This window comes from Methylobacterium sp. WL7, from assembly GCF_008040085.1.
Classification (GTDB): domain Bacteria; phylum Pseudomonadota; class Alphaproteobacteria; order Rhizobiales; family Beijerinckiaceae; genus Methylobacterium; species Methylobacterium mesophilicum.
This window is the reverse complement of the sequence record NZ_VRVG01000238.1, coordinates 1-3,830: the sequence shown is the minus strand read 5'-3', so window position 1 is coordinate 3,830 and position 3,830 is coordinate 1. Positions and strand designations below refer to the sequence as shown.

Genomic DNA, 3,830 nt, shown 5'->3' with positions numbered 1-3,830 from the left:
GCCTGCTGCTGCGGCAGCTCCGCGGGGGGGGCGGGCTGAGCCGGCATGGGCGGGATCGGCGCCTGCTGGGTCTGCCTTGGCGCGCCGGCCGTCGGGGACGGATTCGCCGGAGCGGTCGGCTTGGCCGTGTCGCCCGGCGCGGCGTAGGCGGCCGGCCCGACGAGGCAGAGGGCAGCGAGGCAGGCCAGCGTCGCGAGCTTCATGCGTCAGGGTCTCGAACCGCGGGAAATCGGCCCCGCGGCGGAACGGCGGGTCGCGGATCAGCATATGAGGCGAGTCGGCCAATTGCCAAGGCGTGCCGGCCCGTAGACTTTCAGGACCCGGTCCACGCCGCACCGGGGAGGCGCGCGCCGCATCTCGAAAGGGGGTGCCGCTCGGACACCGATGTTGCGCCGGGCCACCGAGGATCACGACCGCGCCATGCCCCTCGTTCTGCTTCCCGGCTTCATGACCGATCCGGACCTGTGGGCCGACATGGCCCCGAGCCTCGCGCCGTTCGGGCCGATCCTGCACGGCGACCTGGGCCGGGACGACACCATCGCGGCGATGGCGCGGCGGGTCGCCGAGGAGGCGCCGGAGCGCTTCGCCCTCATCGGCTTCTCGATGGGCGGCTACGTGGCGCGGGAGATCGCCCGCCTCGCACCGGAGCGAATCGAAGCGCTCGTGTTGATCGCCACGTCGGCGCGGGCGGACACGCCCGCCCAGGCGCGCCGGAAGGACGCGGCCGTCGCGAACGTTCGCCGCCAGGGTTTCGCCGGGCTCAGCCGGTCCGCGATCCTCGGATCGGTGCATCCCGACCGGGCCGGCGACCAAGCGCTCATCGCCCGCATCCGCAGTATGGGCGACCGCCTCGGCGGCGACGTGTTCCTGCGCCAAGCCGGACAGGCGCGGGCGAGCGACCGGGACAGGCTCGCTACGATCACGTGCCCGACCCTGGTGGTGGCGGCCGCCCAGGACGCCCTGCGCAGCCTCGACGAGGCGCGGGAACTGCGAGACGGCATCCCCGGCGCCGCCCTGATAGTGATCGACGGCTCCGGCCACATGCTTCCGATGGAGGCCCCCGAGGCGCTGGCAGAGGCCATCGTACCTTGGCTGCGAGATCAGCTCTCCGGCGCCTCGACGATCGGATCGTAGCGGGATGCGTCGAAGCCCAGCAGGTTCCAGCTCTGGGCCATGTGCTGCGGCAGCGGCGCGCTGACATCCACGGGCCGGCCGGTGCGCGGATGCGGAATCACGATCCGCCGGGCGAGCAGGTGGAGCCGGTTCTGGATCCCGCCCGGAAGCTCCCAGTTCTCCACGGAAAAGTATTTCGGATCGCCGACGATGGGGTGCCCGATATGGGCCGCGTGAGCACGCAGCTGATGGGTCCGCCCGGTCACGGGCTTGAACGACAGCCACGACAGCTTCTGGGCGGCCTGATCGACCATCGCGTAATAGGTCAGGGCGTGACTGGCGCCCTCGTCGCCGTGCTTGGCCACCCGCATGCGCGCGTCGGCGTCGGTCGGCTCGTCCTTGGCGAGATAGGTCGAGACCCGACCCTGGCGCACCCGCGGCACGCCCGCAGTGAGCGCCCAGTAGATCTTGCGCGCGGCCCGCGAGCGGAAGCTTTTTGCCAGCGTCGCGGCCGCCAGCCTCGTCTTGGCGATAATCAGGCAGCCGGCCGTATCCTTGTCGAGCCGGTGGACGAGGCGCGGCTTCTGGCCGTCCGGGCCGGTCAGCGCGGCGAGCAGCCCGTCGACGTGGCGGACGGTGCCCGAGCCGCCCTGGACCGCAAGACCGAAGGGCTTGTTGAGCACCATCATGTCGGCATCCTCGTAGAGGATCAGCGAGCGGATGAACTCGGCGTCGTCCTGCTCCCGCGCGGCGCTGCGCGGGCGCTCGGTCGGCTGGTCGAGGCGCAGCGGCGGCACGCGCACGCTCATGCCCGGCTCCAGCCGGTCGTTCGGCTTGGCGCGCTTGCCGTCGACCCGCAGTTCGCCCTTGCGGACGATGCTCTGCACCCGGGTGAAGGGCAGGAGCGGGAAGCGCGCGGTGAGGAATCGGTCGATGCGCATGCCGGCCTCGTCCGCCTCGACCGTCAGGGTCTGCACCCCGGAGGCGAGGGTCGCGGAGGCGGCGGCGCGCTGCTCGCGCCTTGTCGGACCGGCCGGCGCGGCAGGGGGCGAAGGCTGGGCGGCCGGCCGCGACTCGACGGGCTTGGCATACGCCTTCGCGGCCGGCCTGGCGCTCGGCCGGGGCGGCGCCTTGCGCGGAGGCGCGGCATCGTCGCGCTCGGCCCGGGCAGGCCGCGGCCTCGGCTTCGCCGCTGCCGCCGCGGCGGCAGCGGCAGCCACGGCGTGGGGCGTGCCCGGTGCGGTCCAGGGATCGCGCGCGCCAGCATCGTCGCCGCGGTTGCGGGCGGCGCGCTCGGCGGCGTCGCGGGCGCTGGTGCGCGGGCCTGTGCGGGCGCGCTCGCCATACGGCGGAAACTTACCGGACGGGGGCTTGCGTCCCTTCGGGCCGCCGCGGGGGGGTGGTCGTGTCGTCATGATTCCGCCAGCACCCGTCTCCGCTTCGGACGGAACGTCCGGGCGCATCGGCCGCGGCGTCGCGGAGGACCCGGACCGATGGGGTCACCCGGCTCTAGCATCGCGGGGGCGCAGCAGCAAAGGCGGCGATGGCCGACGCCACAACCGTCAGTATTTGAGGCCGGTGTCGCACAGCACCGTCACGGCGACCGCGTCGGCCGGCAGGCGGCCGGAGCCGAGCAGGGCGGCGGCGGCGCAGACATTGGCGGCAGCCGAGTAGCCGACATGCAGGCCCTCCCGCGTCGCCAGCAACCGGCGCCATCGCACGGCCTCGTCGTCGGTCGCAGCGACAGCCAGATCCATGAACCCGGGATCCCAATGCGGCGGCACGCTGCCGTAGCCCGTCCCCTGCAAGACGTGACGCGGCTTGGTGATGGCCTCACCCGCCAGCGGCCGGCAGCCCTCGGGCTCCACGGCCGCACAGATGACGCGCGGATCGCGCGCCCGGAGCGCCGCGGCGACCCCGAGGAAGGTCGCGCCCGTCCCGACCGAGGCGATCCAGGCATCGATCCGGCCCCCGGATTGCACCCAGATCTCCGGGCCGGTCGTCTCCCTACGGCTGCTCCGGAATTTCTGACGATCAGCCGGAGGTTCTCAAGGGCGGGGACACAGTCTCCCGCCCGCAGCCGCGACAGGTTCGGCATCCCGGATGCCTGGCCGAGATCCGCCAGGTGCGAACGTTACGCGAAGGCGTGCTTCCGCTCAGGCGTCTGGGCCCGTGTCTGGGCAACCTGCAGCCGTGTCGCGGCGACCTGAGACCAAGCCTTGGCCATCGAGTCGTTCCGAACATTCCGCTCGCGCCTGCGCACGGCGGCGATGTCGAACTGCTTCTGCATCTCCATCATCATTTCCATGCTGTACCCGAACGCCTTCTCGATCTGGAAAGCCAGGTCGGCAGTCAGAGGGGACTTCTCGGTGAGAAAATCCGTCAGCGCGTGACGCGTGACGCCTAGAAGTCCGGCCGCCTCCATGATGGTGAGGTTGCGCGGCTCGAAGACCTTGCGGCGAACGAACAGGCCGGGATGACACGGATTTGCCGCTTGATGGACAGCGTTCACCTGGGACTCCTTCGTCAATTGACACGATCGTTTTCGGATGAGTGTTTAGATCGAGCGATCGCCACGGCGGCAGACCACTAGCACTACTTTGGTAGATTGAGGGAACGCTGGAGGTTTTTGCGGATTCGCCTGCCACGGCCATGAGCGTGGGTGCTCGCGATGTCAGGTGCTGGTGGATGGCGTGAGGATCTGGACCGGTGGCTGC

Annotated in this window: 3 protein-coding genes and 2 pseudogenes; 1 reads left to right on the top strand and 4 read right to left on the bottom strand. The window is 71.4% G+C overall.

All coding sequences use genetic code 11. The annotated features are described in order from the left end of the window. Positions 1-203 (bottom strand): annotated as a pseudogene (locus tag FV233_RS28580) (hypothetical protein); the annotation flags it as partial. 217 nt (positions 204-420) lie between these two features. On the opposite strand from FV233_RS28580, the gene FV233_RS28575 reads away from it, so the two are divergent. Next, positions 421-1,134 carry an alpha/beta fold hydrolase gene (locus FV233_RS28575; protein ID WP_147899541.1) on the top strand — a complete coding sequence of 238 codons (714 nt, stop codon included), beginning with the start codon at positions 421-423 and terminating at the stop codon, positions 1,132-1,134. Here the strand turns inward: FV233_RS28575 and FV233_RS28570 are convergent. The 3 genes and pseudogenes from FV233_RS28570 to FV233_RS28560 form a co-directional block, all read right to left on the bottom strand. Next, positions 1,101-2,528, bottom strand: a complete 1,428-nt coding sequence (locus FV233_RS28570; protein ID WP_147899540.1) for an RluA family pseudouridine synthase — start codon at positions 2,526-2,528, stop codon at positions 1,101-1,103. The two genes, FV233_RS28575 and FV233_RS28570, sit on opposite strands and share 34 nt — an antisense overlap. 147 nt (positions 2,529-2,675) lie before the next feature. Beyond that, a pseudogene (locus tag FV233_RS28565) lies at positions 2,676-3,110 on the bottom strand (pyridoxal-phosphate dependent enzyme); the annotation flags it as partial. A 137-nt stretch (positions 3,111-3,247) separates the two neighbouring features. Further along, the gene (locus FV233_RS28560; protein ID WP_246690124.1) at positions 3,248-3,625 is read right to left on the bottom strand and encodes a HigA family addiction module antitoxin; all 378 of its coding nucleotides are present in this window, start codon (positions 3,623-3,625) and stop codon (positions 3,248-3,250) included. Positions 3,626-3,830: the final 205 nt, after the last annotated feature.